We start from the raw sequence: 18,445 nt of genomic DNA, 5'->3' as shown, positions 1-18,445 counted from the left end.
CCCATGACGGAGATCGACACCTCGGTGCCGCATTCGGCCCGGATCTGGAACTACTGGCTCGGCGGCAAGGACAACTACCCCGTCGACGAGGCGGCCGGCGACGCCTACACGGCCGTCTTCCCCGGCATCGTCACGATCGCCCGCAGCAGCCGGGCCTTTCTCGGCCGCAGCATCAGGTACCTGGTCGAGGAGGCGGGCGTCCGCCAGTTCCTGGACGTCGGGACCGGGCTGCCCACGGTCGACAACACCCACGAGGTCGCCCAGCGCATCGCCCCCGAATCGAAGATCGTCTACGTGGACAACGACCCGCTGGTCCTCGCCCACGCCCGCGCCCTGCTCACCTCCACCCCGGAGGGCGTGACGGCGTACGAGGACCTGACGCTCTACGAGCCGGAGAAGATCCTGGAGGCGGCCTCCCGCACCCTCGACCTCACCCGCCCCACGGCCCTGATCCTCAGCGGGCTCCTCGGCCATGTCGCCGACTACGACCTGGCCCGGGACCTGGTCCGCAGGCTGCTGGCTGGCCTGCCCTCGGGCAGCTACCTGTGCGTCAACGACGGCTCGCGCGGCACCGACCCGGACTACGAGCAGGCCCAGGACGCCTACAACGAGACCGGCGCGGTGCCCTACTTCCTGCGTCCGGTGGACAAGATCGAGGCGTTCTTCGAGGGTCTGGAACTGGTGGACCCGGGCGTGGTGTCCGTCCCGCTGTGGCGCCCGGACGGCGACACGGCCCCGGCCCCGATCGGCCAGCACGGAGGCGTCGGGCGCAAGCCCTGACCCGAACCGGAAGGCCCCCGCGAGTCACGTCCTCACGGGGGCCTCCGTCCTTCCGCCCGCCCGCGTGAAGGGTGAGAAGACGATCACGAGACGGGACGCTTCGGCACGGTCGCTCAGGGCGCCAGCAGCAGGACGTCGGTACGGGACTTGGCGGCCTCGTAGCGCCGGGCCACGTCCTGCCAGTCGACGACCGCCCACATCGCGTCGAGGAAGTCGACCTTCTGGTTGCGGTACTGCAGGTAGAAGGCGTGCTCCCAGGCGTCGAAGACGAGGATCGGGGTCGAGCCCTGACCGACGTTGCCCTGGTGGTCGTAGACCTGCTCGACGATCAGCCGCCCGCTGAGCGGCTCGTACGCCAGCACGCCCCAGCCGGAGCCCTGGGTGGTCGCCGCGGCCTTGCCGAGCTGCGCCTTGAAGGCGGCGAACGACCCGAACGACTCGGCGATGGCGTCCGCGAGCTCGCCCACGCCGTCGGCCTCCCGCGGCTCGCCGCCCCCGTCACCGGACATGTTCCGCCAGTAGATCGAGTGCAGGATGTGCCCGGAGAGATGGAAGGCGAGGCTCTTCTCCAGCCCGTTGACCGCTCCCCACGCCTCCTTGTCCCGTGCTTCCGCCAGCTGCTCCAGGGTGTCGTTCGCGCCCTTCACATAGGCCGCGTGGTGCTTGTCGTGATGCAGCTCGACGATCTCGGGGCTGATCACGGGCGCGAGCGCCGTGTAGTCGTAGGGCAGCTCGGGCAGCGTGTAGACGGGCATGCGGGGGTCCCCTCCGACCTCTTATTGCGAAGAGCTTGCAACTACAAGCTAGCAACAAGAAGGCGCTTCTGTCGCGCGTACCCCACGCCCGCCAGCACCAGAGTCATGCCGCCCGTCCAGTACAACTGCACCCGCGTGCCCGGCTCGCGGGCCATCAGGACGAGGATCGCCGCCATGCCCGCCAGGGCGAACCAGGTCAGATACGGAAACGCCCACATGCGGACGGCCGGCTGCCCGGCGGCCTCGCGCTCCAGCGCCCGGCGCAGCCGCAGCTGGGAGACGGCGACGAAGCCCCAGACGACCAGGACGACCGCGCCGATCATGTTGAGGAGCCAGGGGAAGACGTCGTCGGGGCGCCAGCGGCTCAGGACCACGCAGCCGAAGCCGAACGCGCTGGAGGCGAGCACCGCGACACGCGGCACCCCGCCGGAGACCCGGCCCAGGAAGCTCGGCCCCATGCCCCGCTCCACCAGGGAGTAGGCGATCCGGGAGGAGCCGTAGACGTTGGCGTTCATCGCGGACAGGAGCGCGATCAGCACGATCACGTTCATGAGCTGTCCCGCTCCCGGGATGCCCAGTTCGTCGAGGGCGGCGACGTACGGGCCCTTCTCCACGACCGCCTTCGCGTCCCAGGGGACCAGGGTCACGATCACCGCCATCGAACCGACGTAGAACAGCGCGATCCGCCACATCGCCGTACGGACCGCGCCCGCCACGCCCCGCGCCGGGTCCTCGGACTCGGCGGCCGCGATGGTGACCGTCTCCAGGCCGCCGTACGCGAAGACGGACGCGAGCAGGCCGACGACCAGGCCCTCGCCGCCGCCCGGGAAGAAGCCCCCGTGGCCGGTGAGGTTCGCGGTGCCGGGGGCGGCCGTGCCCGGCAGGAGCCCGGCGATCGCGAGCACCCCGAGGACCAGGAACAGGACGATCGCGCCGACCTTCAGGGCCGCGAACCAGAACTCGAACTCGCCGAAGCTGCGCACCGCGGCCAGGTTCGTGCCGCAGAAGACCAGCATGAACAGGGCCACCCAGGCCCACTCGGGCGTGCCCGGCAGCCAGCCGGTCACGATCTTCGCGGCGCCGATGCCCTCCAGGCCGACGGCCGTGCACAGCAGCACCCAGAACGACCATCCGGCGGTGAAACCGGCCCAGGGGCCGATCGCCCGCTCGGCGTGCGCGGAGAAGGAACCGGAGGAGGGGTGGGCGGCCGACATCTCGCCGAGCATCCGCATCACCAGCATCACGAGGAGTCCGGAGAGCGTGTAGGCGAGGACGATCGACGGTCCGGCGGCGGCGATCCCCGCGCCGGAGCCGACGAACAGTCCGGCGCCGATGACCCCGCCGAGGGCGATCATCGACAGGTGGCGCTGCTTGAGGCCGTGGGTCAGGGAGGCGTCGGACCCCTGCGGGGCCTTGACGGCGGTGCTGGGCATGGGCGCGGTTCGTCCAGTGCGTGAGACGGGCAAAAACGCCCACAGTCTGGGCGGTCTCCCCAGGTCAGAGGGGAGACCGCCCACGATGCGGACGCCTCGCGCACCTGCGGTGACTACGCGGCTACGGCCGTGTAGTGCGAGGCGTCGCCCTCGATCGACCAGCTCTCCTTGCCCTCGACACCCACCGGGACGTCCCCGGCGACGGTCACCCGGTGCAGCCGGCGCGGCAGACCGTCGTAGTTGTCGACGGCGTAGTGCTGGGTGATGCGGTTGTCGAAGAGCACGAGCTGGTTCTCCGACCAGCGGTGGCGCAGCAGGTTCTCCGGCCGGGTCACGTACGACTGGAGGATGTCGAGCAGCTTGCGGGACTCGCCCGCCGACAGTCCCACGATGCGCTGGGCGAAGCCGCCGATGAACAGCCCGCGCTCACCGGTCAGCGGGTGGACCCGGACCACCGGGTGGGCCGTGCGGTAGGTGATCGAGGTGAACTGGGCGCGCCGGGCGGCCTGTTCGTCGTCGACGGTCTCCTCCGGGACGGCGTAGTCGTAGTCGTTGGTGTGCTCGGCCCACAGCTCGTCGGCGAGGCGCCGCAGGGGCTGCGGCAGGTCCCGGTAGGCGGCCGCCGCGTTGGCGATCAGGGTCTCGCCGCCGTACGGCGGGATCGTCAGGCTGCGCAGGGTGCTGGCCTGGGGCGGGTTGAGGACGAAGGTGACGTCGGTGTGCCAGTGGTTGGCGGCCCGGCCGCCCTCACTGTCCACCGGCAGCACGTTCGGGGCGCCGTCGACGGCGGGCACGGTCGGGTGGGCGGTGGTGAGTTCGCCGAAGTGCCGGGCGAAGGCCTGCTGGCCCTCGTCGTCGAGGTGCACGTCACTGAAGACCAGGGCCTTGTGGGTGTTGAGGGCCTCACGCAGGGCCGTGGCCGTCTTCTCGTCGAGCGGCGCGGCGAGGTCGACGCCGGACACGTGGGCGCCGATGCGTGCGGTGATCCTGCGGATCTCGATACCGGACATGAGGGGGTCCTTCCTAGGCGTAGGCGGGCTGGACGTGCTGGTTGGCGGGGCGGGGGAGGCCGTAGCGCTCCCGGAGGGTGGTGCGGGGCCCGTACTCCGTGCGGAGCAGGCCGCGGGTGCGCAGGATCGGGACGACGTGGTCGACGAAGGCGTCGAGCCCGGAGGGGAGCACCGCGGGCATGATGTTGAAGCCGTCGGCGGCGCCCTGCGTGAACCACGTCTCGATCGCGTCGGCGACCTGTTCGGGGGTGCCGGCGAAGGTGAGGTGGCCGCGTCCGCCACCGAGGCGTCCGATCAGTTGCCGCACGGTCAGCCGGTCGCGCCGGGCGAGCTCCACCACGAGGGTGTAGCGGCTCTTGGCGCCCTCGACGGCGGACTCGGGCGGCAGGTCGGCGGGCAGAGGGCTGTCCAACTCCAGGGTGCCCGAGGGAAGTTGCAGCAGCCGCTCCAGGTTGGCCACGCCGTGCCGGTGCACGATGTGGTCCTCCAGTTCCTGCTCCTTCGCGAGCGCCTCGGCCTCCGTGGCGCCGATGACGGGGACGATGCCGGGCAGCACCTTGATGCGCCCGGGGTCGCGGCCGGCCCGTGACGTCCGTGCCTTGAGGTCGGCGTAGAAGGCCCGCGCGTCCTCGATGGTCTGCTGGGCGGTGAACACCGCCTCGGCGTACCGGGACGCGAACTCCTTGCCGTCCTCGCTCGAACCCGCCTGCACGAGCAGGGGGTAACCCTGCGGGGTGCGCGGCACGTTGAGGGCGCCCGCGACGCTGAAGTACGTCCCCCGGTGGCGCGGCGGGTGGATCTTCGCGTCGTCGCCCCAGACGCCGGCCGCCTTGTCGCCGAGGACCGCGTCGTCCTCCCAGCTGTCCCAGAGCTTCAGGGCCACGTCGAGGAACTCCGCGGCCCTGGCGTACCGCTCCGCGTGCGCGGGCTCCGCGTCCAGGCCGAAGTTGCGGGCGGCCTCGGCGCCGGCGGTGGTGACGATGTTCCAGCCCGCCCGGCCGCCGCTGATGATGTCCAGCGAGGCGAACTTGCGGGCCAGGTTGTAGGGCGAGTTGTAGGACGTGGACGCGGTCGCGATCAGCCCGATGTGCTCGGTGGCCGTGGCCAGCGCGGTCAGCAGCGTGAGCGGCTCCAGCGCGCCGGCCGGCCGCTGGGCGAGGTTGCTCCAGAGCTGCGGCCCGTCGGCCAGGAACAGCGAGTCGAAGGTCCCGCGCTCGGCGATCCGGGCGAGGTGCACGTAGTGGTCGAGCGAGACGTGCGCCAAGGGGTCGCTCTCGGGGAGCCGCCAGGAGGCCTCGTGGTGGCCGGTGTTCATCAGGAAGGCGTTGAGGTGGAGCTGTCTTGCGGTCATGCGTGGTCCTCCGTGACGCCGAGCGCGGCCAGCAGTCGTTCGCGGTACTCGCCCAGCAGGGGGTCCCGGTAGGAGCGCGGGTGCGGGCGGTCGATGGTCAGGTCGAGGCCGATGCGGCCCTGTTCGAGCACGAGCACGCGGTCGGCGAGCACGATCGCCTCGTCCACGTCGTGGGTGACGAGCAGGACGGACGGCCGGTGGCGCTTCCACAGCTCCCGCAGCAGCGCGTGCATCCTGATCCGCGTCAGGGCGTCGAGGGCTCCGAACGGCTCGTCCGCCAGCAGGAGTTCGGGCTCGCGCACCAGGGAGCGGGCGAGTGCGGCACGCTGGGCCTCGCCGCCGGAGAGCTCGTTCGGCCAGGCGCGTTCGCGGCCCTCGAGGCCCACCTCGGCGAGTGCCTGCCGGCCCCGGTCCACGCCGTCCGTCCCCAGCAGGACGTTGTCCAGCACCCGCCGCCAGGGCAGCAGCCGCGAGTCCTGGAAGACCACGGACACCCGTTCCGGAGCCGTGAGCTCCCCGCCGCCCGCCACCTCGTGGTCAAGGCCCGCCACCGCCCGCAGCAGCGTGCTCTTGCCGGAGCCGCTGTGCCCGAGCAGGGCGACGAACTGTCCGGGCGGGATGTCGAGGTCGATGCCGTCGAGGACGGTCCGCCCGTCGAACGACCGGGTCAGGCCCCGCAGCCGTACGGCCGGCCGGGTCAGTTGCTCAGTGTGCGGCGCCATGACAGCACCCTCCGTTCGACGAGACGGACCGCGCTGTCGGAGACCAGGCCGAAGACGCCGTAGACGACGAGACCGACGAGGATCACGTCGCTCTGGCCGTAGTTCTGGGCCTGGAACATCATGTAGCCGAGCCCGCTGGTGGCGTTGATCTGCTCCAGGACGACCAGGCCCAGCCAGGAGCCGGTGACGCCGAGCCGGAGTCCCACGAAGAATCCGGGCAGCGCGCCGGGGATGACGATCTGCCGTACGAAGGCGAACCTCGACAGCCCCTGGACCTCGGCGAGTTCGACGTAGCGGTGGTCGATGCCGGCCAGCGCGGCATGGGTGTTCAGATAGATCGGGATGTAGACGACGATCGCGATGATGGCGACCTTGAAGGACTCGCCGATGCCCAGCCAGAGGATGAACAGCGGGATCAGACCGAGGGTGGGGATCGCCCGGTTGAGGTTCACCGTCCCGTCGATCAGCGCCTCGCCGACCCGGCTGAGCCCGGCGGCCAGGGCCAGCAGGACACCGGCGGTCAGACCGATCGCGAAGCCGGACGCGGCCCGCTGGAGCGAGGTCAGGACGTCGGTGGGCAGCGTCCCGGCGGTCCACAGATGGGCGCCGGTCTCCACCACGGTCCAGGGCGCGGGGATCGCGGCCGGGTCCAGCCGTCCCGCGGCGGAGGCGGCCGCCCACAGGGCGAGGAGGAGGACAGGACCGACGAGCCGCGCGGCGGGCAGCCGCCTGCCGGGGGAGAGCCGGCGGCGCCTGCGGACCTCCGTGCCCGCCTCGGGAGCGGCGACGGCGACCGTCGTGGTCACGGCGCTCACCGCCGGTACTCCGCCGGTGCGGACTTCGCGGCGATGCCCTCGAAGCGGTGGTCGAACAGCTCGCCGACGTCGAACTTCTTCACGAAGCCGCCCTCCGCCAGCAGATCCGCGGTCTCCTGCTCCCACTTGATCGCCTCGTCCCAACGCGGAGGGAAGAAGGGCTTGTTGGCGAGCGCGGTCACCGCCTTCGCCTGGGCGGGGGTCAGGTTCTGCGTCTTCACGTAGAACTCCTCGTTCCAGATGTCGGGGTTCTCGTACGTCCACACCTGGCCCTTGGCCCAGTACGGGATGTACGCGGCGACCGCGGCCGCCTTCGCGGGGTCGCCCAGCACCGAGGTCGGCGCCCACAGCAGGTTGAGCAGGTCGACCACGTCGGTGGTGATGGCGTGCGCCCCCTTCGCCTCGTACTGCTGGAGGTAGGCGGGTGCCTGGCTGTTGGCGAGCGGCGCCACGTCCACCTGGCCGGACTGGAGCGCGGTGAAGAACTGGTTGCTGGTCAGCGGGACGAGCTTCACCTCGTCGTACGAGAGCCCGGCCTTCTTCAGCGCCCGCAAAAGGACCACGCCCTGCGCCTGTCCCTGGGAGAACGCGAGCTTCTTCCCCCTGAAGTCCTCGACCGTGCGGATGTCACTGCCCGGCTTGGTGGCGAAGAGGTAGTTCGGCTTGCGGGTGATGTTGATCGCGACGATTTTCGCGTCGTATCCCTGGAAATGCGCCTGGATCGGCGGGATTCCCGCGTTGTTGGCGACGTCCAGGGAACCGGCACGGAAGGCGTTGATGACGTCCGGGCCGGCACTGATATTCGCCCAGCTCGATACCTTGAAAGGTGGTTCACCCAGCTTTCCGAGTTTGAGCTGGAGTTGCTGGGTGCCGGAGTACGAGGCGATCTTCAGGCTGGTGCCGGCCGGGACCTTGGCGGCGAGCGGGGCGGAGAGGGCGTCCTTGCCGTCGGCGGCGGCACTGCTGCCGGCGCAGCCGCTGAGGCCGGCGACACCGGCCGCGGCGCCGAGGACCGAGGAGAGGAACAGCCGCCGGTCGATGCCGGACGACCCGGCGGCGGACGTGCGGAAATTGCGCATGGGAAGACTCCCTGAATCAGTGCAGGAGAAAGTCACGAAGAAATGCGTTCATGCAGGGGAAATGAGCGCGTCACGCGGGGCAACGTGTCAGCAACAAAGGGCGCGACAGTACAGGTGCGGGCTCATGAACAGGATGTTCCCGGTTCCGCGGAAGCCCTGTCAACATTCGGAGTTTCTGAATTAAATAGCCTCAGGTGACGCGGCCAGCGGATCCCGGTACAGCACGTCGAGCGCCACCGCACCGCCGGCCACCGCGAGGACCGAATCCGGGAAACCCGACGGAACGACGGACGCCGCGCGGTCGTCGCCCACACCCTCGCGCAGGGCCGCCAGGCAGTCCTCCCGGTGCAGGATGCCGACCTCGGTGACCACGACCGTCTCCGGGTTCAGCACGTCGAGGAGCAGCCGCGCGGCCCGCCCCACGGCACCCGCCCGCTCCGCCAGCAGCCGCGCCGCCACCGGGTCGCCCGCTGCCGCCGCGGCGACCACGTGCATCGGGTTCACGCCCTCGACGATCCCCGCCCGCCGGGCCCGCCGGCACAACGTCCGCTCGCTCAGTTCCACCTGGAGGCATCCGGTCCGCCCGCACTCGCAGGGCTCGGTACCGCCCGGTACCGGGAGATGGGCGATCGCGCCCGCCTGGGAGCGCGGCCCGTGGTGCACCTCGTCGTTGGTGGCGAACGCCGCGTCCACCACGTTGCCGACGAACAGGTGCAGCACGCTCCGGCTGCCGCGGGCCCGCCCGAACAGCCGCTCGGCGTTGACCAATGCCCGCGCGTGCCCGTCCACATGGACCGGCAGACCGGTGCGGACGCCGAGCAGCTCCCGCACCGGCACCTCGTGCCAGCCCAGCAGGGGGTGCTCGACCACGGTCCCGGAGTCCCGGTCCACCCAGCCGCCGGCCGCGAAGCCGACCCCCAGGCAGCGCAGCCGCGGGGACCGGGCGAGGAGCGCGGAGAGGGCGTCGGCGGCCCGTGCCAGGACCGCGTCGGCGTCGGCGCCGTCGGCCCCCTCGTGCCGCAGCTCCCGCGCGGCCACCACCCGGCCGCGCAGATCCAGCAGCGCAACGGTCGTGTAGGGGACGGCCACATGGATCCCGCCCACGACGAAGCGTGACTGGTCGAGGTCCACGGGCACATGGGGGCGGCCCACGCCCTGGGAGCGCCGGGGCGTCTCCGACTCACGGATCAGGCCGAGTTCGGTGAAGCGCGAGCAGTAGTCCGTCACGGACGCCGGGGACAGCCCGGTCAGCCGGGCGATGGTGCTGCGCGCCACCGGCCCGTGCTCCAGCACGGACCGCAGGACGACGCTGGCGCTGCTCCGGCGCCGGGACGTGGAAGGGGAAGGGGGACGGGAGGGGACAGGGGGTGCCACGGAAGGGGGCATGGAGGACCGTCCTCGGAACGGGGGCCGACACGTCTCGGAGGATGAGGCGGGCCGGAGCCCGCCTCACACCGGACGGCGACAGACGGCCGTGCCCACGCGTCGCAGGTCGACGTGGCGACGCGAGGAGAAGTACCGGGACTGGGCGACCATGTCCGGAAGGGTAGGCCAGGAACGGTGAATCCGACCAGACCACTGGGGTTCGTTTGGTGGTTCCCCACAGCGGGATCGATGGCGCGCGCTGTATCCCGCACCACCTCACCTCAGTGACAGGCATCACGCCGTACCGGGTGTGGCTTCCCCTCTTTGTCCGGAGTCCACCAAGCCGCCGTTCGAGGCTTTGTCGACCGTTGACGGTGGTCGGCTCGAGGGCGCCGGGATAGCGTCACGATGTCCCCCGCCGTTCACACCCTCGCGGAGTCCCCATGAGCACCGCCGTCGCCCCCGCCCGCACCGGTCAGGTCCTCGCCGACCTGATCCCCGCCTCCCGCGTCCGGGACGTTGCGCTCGTGGTGGGCGGCGCCGCGCTCACCGGGCTCGCCGCCCAGCTCTCCGTGCCCGTGCCGGGCTCCCCGGTGCCGGTGACCGGCCAGACCTTCGCCGCGCTGCTCGTCGGCACCACCCTCGGCGCCCGCCGCGGTGTCGCCTCCCTCGCGCTGTACGCGCTGGCGGGCATCGCCGGGCTCCCGTGGTTCGCCCAGGGCACCTCCGGGTTCTCCGTCTCCTTCGGCTACATCCTCGGCATGATCCTGGCCTCGGCCGCCGTCGGCGCCCTGGCCCGCCGCGGCGCCGACCGGAGCGTGTGGCGGACGGCCGGTGCCATGCTCGCCGGCGAGGCGATCATCTACGCGATCGGCGTCCCGTACCTCGCCTACGCCGCCGACATGTCGCTGTCCGCCGCCGTCGCGGCCGGCCTGACCCCCTTCCTCCTCGGCGACGCCCTCAAGGCGGCCCTCGCGATGGGCGTCCTGCCCACCGCCTGGAAGCTCGTCAAGCGCTGACGTACAGGCGCCGACCTGCATGACGGAGGCATGACCTGACGGGTTTCGTCAGGTCATGCCTCCAGTCGTTCTCCCTCGCGGATCAACCGGTGCGCCGCGGCCGCCGTTGCGACCACCACAGCCCGGCCACGCCCGCCGACATCAGTGCCGCGCCCGCGGTCCCGAGGGGCAGCAGGTCACGCGCCACGCCGGTCTTCGGCAACTCGCGCGGGGTGTCCCCGCCCGGTGCCACCGGCTTGTTGTCGGTGCCCAGCAGCAGCGGGGTGGCCGGGGCGTTCGGCGACGGGTTCGTCGTACCGAACGGAACCGGGCCCTGCTGCCAGAACGTCTTCTTCCCGTCGCCGGTCTGTACCGGCAGACAGATCTTTCCGGTCTTCTTGAGATCGAATGTCGCATCGACGGCGTACGACTTCGACTTCCCGGCCGCGAGATTGTCGATCGGGCAGGCGAAACCGCTGTTCGAACCCTCCGGCAGATCCTTTTCTTCGATCGGAGAACAGCCTTGAACGTTTGTGACCGTCATGCCGTCGAATCCGACGACCAAAAGCCTGATCTTTCCGCTGTCCTTGCTCCCGTCGTTCTTCACGGTGGCCGTGAGATCGGTCTTCTGCGAGCTGTTGTCGACCGAGATCGTCCCGGGCAGTGTCGTCGTCAGCTCCACACCGGCCGGCGCCTTGTCGACGGCCTTTCCCCCCTTGCTGCTTGCCGGTCCCTCCTCCGCGCTCGCGGTGAAGGAAAAGATCATCACCGTCGAGAAGGATGCCGTGACCAGCGATCCGGCGATGGTCGTCATACGACGAGAACTCATGTTCGTCCCCCTTGGCTGCGCCTGAATTCGCAGTACTTGAAGAGGTACCACAAGATTTCTCCGCACTATGCTGGTACGGCGCGAAGTGTGACCATTGTGTTCCACTCGGGGCGTCGTTGAGGGGGTGCAGCGGATTGCCGGGGAATGCGGGAGAGACGGGAAATGCGAGGCGCGGCGGAGTTCCAGGGCTCCTGGTGACAGGACGCTATCGCCTGGTCGAAAGCATCGGCCAGGGGGGAATGGGGCGGGTGTGGCGGGCCGCCGACGAGATGCTGGACCGGCAGGTCGCGGTCAAGGAGATGCGGATCGACGGCCTCGACGCGGAGGACGCCCGGACCCGCCGTGAACGGACCCTGCGCGAGGCCCGGGCCACCGCCCGGATCGACCACCCCAACGTCGTGCGGGTCTACGACGTCGTGGACGAGGGCGAACGCCTGTGGATCGTCATGGAGTTGGTCAAGGGCCGTTCCCTGGAACGGATGACGGCGGAGGACGGCCCGCTGGACCCGCGCGAAACCGCGCTGCTCGGCCTGGGGCTGGTGCAGGCCCTGCGCCAGGTCCACGCGCGGGGCGTCCTGCACCGGGACATCAAACCCGGGAACGTCCTGGTCGAGACCGGCGACCGCACCGGCCGGCGCATCGTGCTGACGGACTTCGGCATCGCCGCGATGCAGGACGCCGAGGCGCTCACCATGGTCGGCATGCTCGTCGGCTCCCCCGACTACATGGCCCCCGAGCGGATCTCCGGGCGCCCGCAGGGGCCGCCGTCGGACATCTGGTCCCTCGGGGCGACGCTGAGCGCGGCCCTGGGCGGCCGTTCCCCGTTCTCCCGCGACACCACCCTGGCCACCCTGCACGCCGTCCTCTACGAGGAGCCCGAACTCCCCGCGGCGGCGGGTCCGTTGACCGACGTCCTGACCGCCCTGCTGGAGAAGGACCCCTCGATACGCCCGGGCCTGGACGAGGTGGAATCGGCCCTGCGCGAGGTCGCGCTCCCCGCGCCCACGCCGACTCTTCGGATGGAGGCGGGCGAGGAGGCGCGGGCGGGGGAGGAAGCTCGGGCGGGGGAGGAGGCGAGCGGTTCCGGAGCTCCCGGGACCGCGGGGGCTCCAGGAACGCCGGGCGACGCGGACGCCCCAGCGGCGGAGGCCGTGGCCGAGGAGACCGGGTCGCCGGGCGTTCCGGGAACAACGGCCGCGGCGGACACGTCCGATGCCGCGCCGAAGGCCCCGGAGCCCTCGTCCCTGCCGTCGACACGACGGGAGTCACCCACGACGGCCTACCTGGGACCCCCGCTCGTGCGGGCGGTACGGGACCCGAGGGTGCCGGACCCGCCGGGCGAGGCCGTTGCCGAGAGCGCGGAGACGGGACCTGAGGGGACCGGGGCCGTGGCCGAGCACGCCGAGGCGGCCGTACGACTGCCGGCGGGGGACCGTACTGTCGGGGAGCCGTCGGACGCCGTGCCGCCGACGGGGGACGGGGGCGCCGCCGAGGCCGGGGAGCCGTCGGACGCCGTGCCGGGGCAGGGCGGGTCGGCGGAGGAGGAGGGAGCCGGGGAGACGGGGCCCGACGAGCGCGGTGCCGAGGATGCGGGCGGCGCCGGGGATGCCGGCGGTGCCGCGGAGGAGGGCGGCGCCGGGCAGGAGGACGGCGCCGAGGGCGTCGGCGCGCAGCCCGCGTCCCGCTCCACCGCAGGGACTCGTACGACTCGTACGCCCCCCACCCCCCATGCCGCCTCGGCCGATCACATCGCCAGTGCCTCCACCGAGGCCGTCTCCGAGGAGCCGTCGGAGGTGCGGTCGGAGGCGCCGTCGGGGAACTCGGTGGGAGCCGTGCTCCGGGCAGGGGCCACCACGACCAGTACGCCCCTCGCGAGCGCCCCCACCCAGGACTCCCTCACGGCCGGCGCCCCGACCGAGCACTTCCCGGTGCCGGACGCACCGACGCGGGACAACGCCACGCGGGCCGCCTCCGCCCCCACCCGTGTCGGCCAGGCACCGACCACCCCGCGGCGGCCCCACCACTCCGGCGTCTCCCTGATCCGCGGCGATGGGGCCGTACCCGGTCGGCAGTCCGAGGCCGCCGTCGGCCACGGCTCCGGCAGCGACACGGGTCCCGACCCTGCCCCGGTGCTCGGTCCGCACCCCGACCGCACACCCCCGGGCGAACTCCCCGGCCCGGTCCGCCCCGCCACCCCCCACCGCGGCCGGCGCCGCACTGTCCTGGCCGCCGCCGGGACCGTGGTCGCCGCGGCTGCCGCCGTGGTCGCGGTCATCCTCGCCACCGCGTCCGACCCGCCCGGCGACGACAAGGCAGGAGGGTCCTCGTCCGCCTCCGCCCCGGCCTCCGAAGCCGGGGCCTCCACCCCCGGCGGCACCCCGTCCGCCACTGTCGAGGGCACCTCCCGCCCCCGTTCGCTGCCGCCGGGCGCGCACGAGGAGGCCGGCGGATTCGCGTGGGCCACCCCCACCGGCTGGCGGCGGGACGTGAAGACGGGGGCCGAGGTCCACTACACCTCTCCCGACGGGAAGCAGGAGCTCGCGGCCAAGTCCTCCCTGGCCCGGGGCGACTTGATGGAGACGTGGCGGACCTCCGAGCAGAACGCCCACCAGGGCCAGGACTACCGCAAGATCCGCCTGGAGGAGACGACGTTCCGCGATCACCCCGCGGTCGTCTGGGAGTACACCTTCACCCTCGACGGCGTCCCGTGGCACGCCCGGCTGCTCGGCTTCAACGCCGGCGACAAGTCGTACCAGATCAACACCTGGTACCAGCCGGACATCGAGGAGCAGGCCCTGGACACGTACGAAGAGGTGAAGGAGAGCTTCACCGTCCTGTGAGCCGTACCGTCCGGTGAACACGGGAAGGGCCCCGCGGCACACGCCACGGGGCCCAGCTCACACGTCTGTTCAGCCGACGGAGACCTTGTCCGTCGTCTCGCCCGCGGGGGCGGCACCCGCCCGACCGCGTCCGGCCTTCTCCTTCACCACGGCGATGACCAGCACCACCGCGGCGACGAGCAGCGACAGCAGCACGGTCTCGCGCCCGTCGTGCTCCGTGTCGGTCAGCATGTACCCGAGGACGAACACGATCAACGCGGCCGTCGCCCAGGTCAGATACGGGTACAGCCACATCCGCACGACCAGCTTCTCCGGCGCCTCGGCCTGGATGATCTTCCGCATCCGCAACTGCGAGAAGCAGATGACCAGCCACACGAACAGGGCCACCGCACCGGAGGAGTTGACGAGGAAGAGGAAGATCTTGTCGGGGGAGAGGTAGTTGAAGAACACGGCGACGAAGCCGAACACCACCGACGCGAGGATCGCGGCCATCGGCACACCCCGGCTGTTGACCCGGGCGAACGCCTTCGGCGCGTCTCCCCGCTCGCCGAGCGAGAACGCCATCCGGGAGGCCGTGTAGAGGCCGGAGTTCAGGCAGGACAGCACCGACGTCAGCACGATGAAGTTCATGATCTGACCGGCGTGCGCGATCCCGAGGGAGTCGAGCGCGGCGACGTAGGAGCCGTCGTCCTGGATGGACTTGGCGTCCCAGGGCAGCAGGGTGACCACGACGAAGATCGAGCCGAGGTAGAAGACCGCGATACGCCAGATGATGCTGTTGGTCGACTTGGTCACGGCCCGCTGCGGGTCCTCCGACTCACCGGCCGCGAGCGTGGCGATCTCGCTGCCCATGAAGGAGAAGACGACGAGCAGCACACCGGTGAGGATGGCGCCGGGCCCGTTGGGCAGGAAACCGCCGTGGTCGGTCAGGTTGGACAGGCCGGCCTGGTCGGCGTCGACGCCCGGCAGGACGCCGAACACCGCGAGCAGGCCGATGACGATGAACGCGCCGATGGCCACGACCTTGATCCCGGCGAACCAGAACTCGAACTCGCCGTAGGAGCCGACCGAGACCAGGTTGGTGGCGGTCAGCACCACCATCACGATCAGCGCCCACCCCCACTGCGGTACGGCGGGTATCCACCCTTCGAGGATCTTGGCGCCGGCGGTCGCCTCGACGGCGAGGACGACGACCCAGAAGAACCAGTACAGCCAGCCGATGGAGAAACCGGCCCAGCGCCCGAGCGCGCGGTCGGCGTGCGCCGAGAAGGAACCGGAGTTCGGATTCGCGGCGGACATCTCACCGAGCATCCGCATCACGAGGACGACCAGCGTGCCGACGAGGGCGTACGACAGCAGGATGCCGGGTCCGGCGGTGGCGATACCGGAGCTGGAGCCCACGAAGAGGCCCGCTCCGATGACACCGCCGATGGCGATCATCGAGAGGTGACGGTTCTTGAGTCCGGCCTGGAGACCAGTCATACGGGGAATTCCTTCGTGCCTGGTGTGGGGATTTCCGTACGAGCGGTGTACGGGTCGGTCCAGTGAAACGGAGGCAAAGGAATTCGTGAACCTTTGAATCCAGATCGTTACTTGAGGTTTCCTTGAGGTTCCAATGCCGTACTGACGGTTTCCCTGTCTGACACCCGGGGCTGCTGCCCTGAAACAGCCGTGTCACACTCGTCCCATGCGCGTGTATCTCGGCTCCGACCATGCGGGCTTCGAACTCAAGAACCACCTCGTCGACTGGCTCAGGGCGGCCGGCCACGAGCCGGTCGACTGCGGCCCCCACATCTACGACGCCCAGGACGACTACCCGCCGTTCTGCCTCCGCGCCGCCGAGCGCACCGCCGCCGACGCCGACTCCCTCGGCATCGTGATCGGCGGCTCCGGCAACGGCGAGCAGATCGCGGCGAACAAGGTCAAGGGCGTCCGGGCGGCTCTCGCCTGGAGCGAGGAGACCGCGGCGCTGGGCCGCCAGCACAACAACGCCAACGTCGTCGCGGTGGGCGCCCGCATGCACTCCACCGAGGAGGCGACGAAGTTCGTCGAGACCTTCCTCGCCACCCCGTTCTCCGGCGACGAGCGCCACCAGCGCCGCATCGACATGCTGTCCGCCTACGAGACCACGGGCGACCTGCCGGAGATCCCGGCGCACCACCCCCAGCAGTAGCACGCAATCCAGCCCCTCCGGCGTTTGAGGAGCGGGGGTCCGGGGGCGGAGCCCCCGGAGGACGGGACGGGCAGGGGCGGCGGGGGCGAAATACCCATGGCCCGCCCCACCGATGTACACGGAAGGAACCACCGTGCCTGAGGGGCACACGATCCACCGACTGGCACTGGACTACGCGGACCGCTTCTCCGGTACCACCCCCCGTGTCACCAGCCCCCAGGGCAAGTTCTCCGACGCCGCCGCCCTTCTCACCGGCTCCGAACTCACCCGCACCGAGGCCCACGGCAAGCACCTCTTCCTCGGCTTCCGCGACACCGACTGGGTCCACATCCACCTCGGCCTCTTCGGCAAGGTCACCTTCGGCGCGGCCCCCGCACCCCCGCCCACCGACACGGTCCGCCTGCGTCTCGCGAACACCACGGCCTACGTCGACCTGCGCGGCCCGACGACCTGCGCCCTGATCACCCCCACCGAGAAGCAGTCGATACACGACCGCCTCGGCCCGGACCCCCTCCGCGAGGACGCCGACCCGCACGCCGCGTACCGGCGGATCTCCCGCAGCCGTACGACGATCGCCGCCCTGCTGATGGACCAGAAGGTCATCGCCGGGGTGGGCAACGTCTACCGGGCGGAGGTCCTCTTCCGGCACCGCGTCGACCCGTACCGCGCGGGCCGGGACATCACCCCCGCCGAGTGGGACGCGATCTGGGGCGACCTCGTCGGCCTCATGCGCGAGGGCGTGCGCAACAACCGCATCGACACCGTCCGCCCGGAGCACACCCCGGAGGCGATGGGCCGCCCGCCCCGCGTAGACGACCACGGCGGCGAGGTCTACGTGTACCGCAGGGCCGGCCTGCCCTGCCACGTCTGCGGCGGCGAGATCCGCACCGCCGATCTCGCCGCCCGCAACCTGTTCTGGTGCCCGGCCTGCCAGAGCGGTTGAGACCGGGGCCCTAGAAGCCGTGCGGCAGCCAGGGCGCCACCGCCGACCCGAAGCCCACCGCCGCCTCGGCCAGCGCCCCCCGCCGCACCTCCCGCACCAGCCCGGCCCCGGCCAGCGCGGCGAGGCTCACCCCGCCGAGATAGGCCGCGCCCAACTCCCTTACGGACAGGGCGAGATCGGCCGGGTCCGTCGTACGCTCGCACGAGGCGCCCTTCGCGTCCCCGCTGAGCCGCCAACGCCCGCTGTTCCAGGGGCAGAAGGTGTCCTCGACGTCCAGCACCACGTCCACCTGCGTCTGGTAGGTCCGGGCCTCCAGGGCGGCCCCCACGTCCACCAGCCGTACGTGCAGCGAGTCCCGCACCAGCAGGGAGCAGCGCCGTACGTCCGAGACGAGGTACTGCCAGGCCTCGTCGACCGGCCGCCGCCGGGCGTCGATGCGCGAGGTGAGGTCGAGGTCGAACAGGAACCGCCACAGCGCGCCGTGGACGGCCGGATCCAGCGCCTCCAGGTCGGAGAGCACCACCGTGCCCTTGGGCCCGGCCGGCTCCCAGTCCGCCTTGACCCGGTACCGCGCGAAGCCGACGACCTCGCCGTCCCGCTCGGCGACCACGCACTGCAGCGGAGAGGCACCGCCCCGGTCGCTCTCCGGGTCGAGCAGCCCCAGCCGCTCCCAGCCGGGGATCCGGGCGACCATCCCGGGCCGCAGGGGCACGAGCCGGGCGTACACCGCCTCGCACGCGTCGAGCACGTCGGCGGGCGCCGCGTAGCGCAGCCGTACGTCGTCGGTACCGGGCGGCAGGGACAGCCGCACCCGGGTCGTGTCGATGTCGGCGTTGAGGTGGTAGGTGCCGACGCCGTACCCGAAGCGGCCGTAGATCGCCGGTTCGGAGGCGGTGAGCACGGCCAGCGGCTCGCCCCAGGAGCGCACGTCGTCCAGTTGCCGGCGCATCATCGAGGTCAGCAGCCCGCGCCGCCGGTGCGTGCCGGCCACGCCGACCATGGTGACGCCGGCCGCGGGCACGGCGGCCCCGCCCGGCACGGTCACCCGGAAGCTGAACGCCCCCGCGGTGCCCACGCACCGCCCGTCGTCCCAGACGCCGATGGAGCGCTCGTACTCGGTGAGCTCACGCCACAGCTCCCGCTCCTCGGCCGACTCCGGAACCCCGCCGAAGGCGCGGATCAGGCTGCCGTACCACTCGTCCCAGTCGTCCTGCCGAAGCACCCGCAAGTCAGTCCCCATGAACCATGCCTACCAGGGCACCGCGGGACGGGCGAGGGAATTACGCCCGGCCCGTCGTGAGCCGGCGTGAGCACGGCCCTTGAACCGCTGTGAAGTTGGCCCTCGCACGGGG

General features: G+C 71.5%; 16 protein-coding genes. 5 read left to right on the top strand and 11 right to left on the bottom strand.

Annotated elements, in window-relative coordinates:
* The first annotated feature begins 3 nt into the window (after nt 1-3).
* A complete protein-coding gene (locus ACIQJT_RS07010; protein ID WP_365450275.1) occupies nt 4-780 on the top strand; it encodes an SAM-dependent methyltransferase in 777 nt (258 codons plus the stop codon).
* 113 nt (nt 781-893) lie between these two features.
* Here the strand turns inward: ACIQJT_RS07010 and ACIQJT_RS07005 are convergent, their stop codons facing one another.
* The 8 genes from ACIQJT_RS07005 to ACIQJT_RS06970 all read right to left on the bottom strand — a co-directional run bounded on the left by ACIQJT_RS07005 (nt 894) and on the right by ACIQJT_RS06970 (nt 9,331).
* Nucleotides 894-1,535 carry a superoxide dismutase gene (locus ACIQJT_RS07005; RefSeq protein WP_402640554.1) on the bottom strand — a complete coding sequence of 214 codons (642 nt, stop codon included), beginning with the start codon at nt 1,533-1,535 and terminating at the stop codon, nt 894-896.
* Between the two features lie 41 nt (nt 1,536-1,576).
* Nucleotides 1,577-2,968 carry an amino acid permease gene (locus ACIQJT_RS07000; RefSeq protein ID WP_365450280.1) on the bottom strand — a complete coding sequence of 464 codons (1,392 nt, stop codon included), beginning with the start codon at nt 2,966-2,968 and terminating at the stop codon, nt 1,577-1,579.
* A gap of 113 nt (nt 2,969-3,081) precedes the next feature.
* Nucleotides 3,082-3,978 (bottom strand): TauD/TfdA dioxygenase family protein, encoded by an 897-nt coding sequence (locus ACIQJT_RS06995; protein WP_402640551.1) that lies wholly within the window; start codon nt 3,976-3,978, stop codon nt 3,082-3,084.
* Nucleotides 3,979-3,991: 13 nt separating this feature from the next.
* Nucleotides 3,992-5,329, bottom strand: a complete 1,338-nt coding sequence (locus ACIQJT_RS06990) for an LLM class flavin-dependent oxidoreductase (protein WP_402640548.1) — start codon at nt 5,327-5,329, stop codon at nt 3,992-3,994.
* Nucleotides 5,326-6,051, bottom strand: coding sequence for an ABC transporter ATP-binding protein (locus tag ACIQJT_RS06985; protein ID WP_402640545.1), 726 nt, complete (start codon nt 6,049-6,051; stop codon nt 5,326-5,328). Before ACIQJT_RS06985 ends, ACIQJT_RS06990 begins: the two co-directional genes overlap by 4 nt.
* Complete coding sequence (locus tag ACIQJT_RS06980) at nt 6,027-6,866, bottom strand: ABC transporter permease (protein WP_365450288.1); 840 nt, start codon at nt 6,864-6,866, stop codon at nt 6,027-6,029. Before ACIQJT_RS06980 ends, ACIQJT_RS06985 begins: the two co-directional genes overlap by 25 nt.
* On the bottom strand, nt 6,863-7,945 hold the full coding sequence (locus ACIQJT_RS06975) for an ABC transporter substrate-binding protein (protein WP_402640541.1): 1,083 nt from the start codon (nt 7,943-7,945) through the stop codon (nt 6,863-6,865). The genes ACIQJT_RS06980 and ACIQJT_RS06975 overlap by 4 nt, the downstream gene beginning before the upstream one ends.
* Before the next feature lie 180 nt (nt 7,946-8,125).
* A complete protein-coding gene (locus ACIQJT_RS06970) occupies nt 8,126-9,331 on the bottom strand; it encodes an ROK family protein (RefSeq protein WP_402640538.1) in 1,206 nt (401 codons plus the stop codon).
* A 422-nt stretch (nt 9,332-9,753) separates the two neighbouring features.
* Between ACIQJT_RS06970 and ACIQJT_RS06965 the strand changes: the two genes are divergently transcribed.
* Entirely contained in the window at nt 9,754-10,329 is a 576-nt protein-coding gene (locus ACIQJT_RS06965; protein ID WP_402640535.1) for a biotin transporter BioY, read from the top strand.
* Nucleotides 10,330-10,411: 82 nt separating this feature from the next.
* Here ACIQJT_RS06965 and ACIQJT_RS06960 read toward each other — a convergent pair whose 3' ends face one another.
* Nucleotides 10,412-11,137, bottom strand: a complete 726-nt coding sequence (locus ACIQJT_RS06960; RefSeq protein WP_402641331.1) for a hypothetical protein — start codon at nt 11,135-11,137, stop codon at nt 10,412-10,414.
* Nucleotides 11,138-11,376: 239 nt separating this feature from the next.
* Between ACIQJT_RS06960 and ACIQJT_RS06955 the strand changes: the two genes are divergently transcribed.
* Entirely contained in the window at nt 11,377-13,977 is a 2,601-nt protein-coding gene (locus ACIQJT_RS06955; protein ID WP_402641328.1) for a protein kinase, read from the top strand.
* Between the two features lie 69 nt (nt 13,978-14,046).
* Here the strand turns inward: ACIQJT_RS06955 and ACIQJT_RS06950 are convergent, their stop codons facing one another.
* Entirely contained in the window at nt 14,047-15,459 is a 1,413-nt protein-coding gene (locus tag ACIQJT_RS06950) for an amino acid permease (RefSeq protein WP_402640532.1), read from the bottom strand.
* A gap of 205 nt (nt 15,460-15,664) precedes the next feature.
* Between ACIQJT_RS06950 and ACIQJT_RS06945 the strand changes: the two genes are divergently transcribed.
* A complete protein-coding gene (locus ACIQJT_RS06945; protein WP_365450300.1) occupies nt 15,665-16,150 on the top strand; it encodes a ribose-5-phosphate isomerase in 486 nt (161 codons plus the stop codon).
* Nucleotides 16,151-16,283: 133 nt separating this feature from the next.
* Nucleotides 16,284-17,093: an Fpg/Nei family DNA glycosylase gene (locus ACIQJT_RS06940; RefSeq protein ID WP_402640529.1), complete on the top strand. Its 810-nt coding sequence runs from the start codon at nt 16,284-16,286 to the stop codon at nt 17,091-17,093.
* Between the two features lie 10 nt (nt 17,094-17,103).
* Here the strand turns inward: ACIQJT_RS06940 and ACIQJT_RS06935 are convergent, their stop codons facing one another.
* The gene (locus tag ACIQJT_RS06935; RefSeq protein WP_402640526.1) at nt 17,104-18,333 is read right to left on the bottom strand and encodes a GNAT family N-acetyltransferase; all 1,230 of its coding nucleotides are present in this window, start codon (nt 18,331-18,333) and stop codon (nt 17,104-17,106) included.
* Between the last annotated feature and the right edge of the window lie 112 nt (nt 18,334-18,445).

Origin of the sequence: Streptomyces sp. NPDC091972, from assembly GCF_044756385.1 — a bacterium.
Classification (GTDB): domain Bacteria; phylum Actinomycetota; class Actinomycetes; order Streptomycetales; family Streptomycetaceae; genus Streptomyces.
Note: the sequence above shows the minus strand (reverse complement) of the source record. Positions and strands in the feature narration are given on the sequence as shown.

Coding starts and splice junctions, on each gene's coding strand:
- ACIQJT_RS07010 (WP_365450275.1), top strand. CDS start 4: ATGACGGAGATCGACACCTCGGTGCCGCATTCGGCCCGGATCTGGAAC.
- ACIQJT_RS07005 (WP_402640554.1), bottom strand. CDS start 1,535: ATGCCCGTCTACACGCTGCCCGAGCTGCCCTACGACTACACGGCGCTC.
- ACIQJT_RS07000 (WP_365450280.1), bottom strand. CDS start 2,968: ATGCCCAGCACCGCCGTCAAGGCCCCGCAGGGGTCCGACGCCTCCCTG.
- ACIQJT_RS06995 (WP_402640551.1), bottom strand. CDS start 3,978: ATGTCCGGTATCGAGATCCGCAGGATCACCGCACGCATCGGCGCCCAC.
- ACIQJT_RS06990 (WP_402640548.1), bottom strand. CDS start 5,329: ATGACCGCAAGACAGCTCCACCTCAACGCCTTCCTGATGAACACCGGC.
- ACIQJT_RS06985 (WP_402640545.1), bottom strand. CDS start 6,051: ATGGCGCCGCACACTGAGCAACTGACCCGGCCGGCCGTACGGCTGCGG.
- ACIQJT_RS06975 (WP_402640541.1), bottom strand. CDS start 7,945: ATGCGCAATTTCCGCACGTCCGCCGCCGGGTCGTCCGGCATCGACCGG.
- ACIQJT_RS06970 (WP_402640538.1), bottom strand. CDS start 9,331: ATGCCCCCTTCCGTGGCACCCCCTGTCCCCTCCCGTCCCCCTTCCCCT.
- ACIQJT_RS06965 (WP_402640535.1), top strand. CDS start 9,754: ATGAGCACCGCCGTCGCCCCCGCCCGCACCGGTCAGGTCCTCGCCGAC.
- ACIQJT_RS06960 (WP_402641331.1), bottom strand. CDS start 11,137: ATGAGTTCTCGTCGTATGACGACCATCGCCGGATCGCTGGTCACGGCA.
- ACIQJT_RS06955 (WP_402641328.1), top strand. CDS start 11,377: ATGGGGCGGGTGTGGCGGGCCGCCGACGAGATGCTGGACCGGCAGGTC.
- ACIQJT_RS06950 (WP_402640532.1), bottom strand. CDS start 15,459: ATGACTGGTCTCCAGGCCGGACTCAAGAACCGTCACCTCTCGATGATC.
- ACIQJT_RS06945 (WP_365450300.1), top strand. CDS start 15,665: ATGCGCGTGTATCTCGGCTCCGACCATGCGGGCTTCGAACTCAAGAAC.
- ACIQJT_RS06935 (WP_402640526.1), bottom strand. CDS start 18,333: ATGGGGACTGACTTGCGGGTGCTTCGGCAGGACGACTGGGACGAGTGG.